General features: G+C 37.2%; 1 protein-coding gene. It reads right to left on the reverse strand.

The window, feature by feature from the left end:
• Positions 1-473: 473 nt before the first annotated feature.
• Positions 474-812: glutathione S-transferase C-terminal domain-containing protein (locus R8N49_RS26295; protein ID WP_318190346.1), on the reverse strand; the 339-nt coding region annotated here is incomplete at its 5' end.

Below are 812 nucleotides of genomic sequence, written 5' to 3' on the forward strand. Positions count from 1 at the left end.
TTCCGTCATGACGAAGCAGGTCATTATTCCATATAAAAATTAATGGAAGGAATTAATAGCCCCTACTTAGATATGGTTTGGCTCTTTTTCATTTAAGAAATACGCTTTCATCTCATAATGTATTGAGATGCATATAGTTAACACTTTATGACTATTAATTAGAAAAGCGTAAGACGAAATTGTGCATATTCCATACAAAAACAAAGGATATGTCAAAGGTTAATTAGCAATTAATCAGTTATAAAACTCAAAACTAAAATTCATAACTGGCTATTATCAATAAAGACAAAAATAAATAATATCGACTTTACCATTTATAGATTTAGATGATATCAACATACGCAGTTTACTATTATTGAAAAATACATAATCAATAAACATACGAGCTATCTATTAATGATATTTAGGTCTTAGTAGAGAATATTGAGGAACGAAAAAGCGCACCTTTAATGGTGCGCTTAACATCTTTTCGTTTAAGGTTTCAGCTTCAAAACATTATCAATGTCTGCAGCACTGTGGCGCTCAGCTAGTTGCTCCCACTCTTCCCCCCAAGAGCGGTTAACAATACGACCACGTTTAACACCTTCTCGCTCATCAATCGCTTTCGCCCAACGCACAACGTTTTTGTAGCTCTCCACATCTAAAAACTCGGCTGCATCGTATGCGCGGCCCTGCACCAAGTTACCGTACCAAGGCCAAGTTGCGATATCGGCAATGCTGTACTCATCACCACCTAAAAAGGCGTTGTTTGCCAGACGTTTGTCCAGTACATCCAGTTGACGCTTAACTTCCATCGTAAAGCGGTTGATTGG

This window comes from Vibrio sp. 1978 (assembly GCF_033344345.1).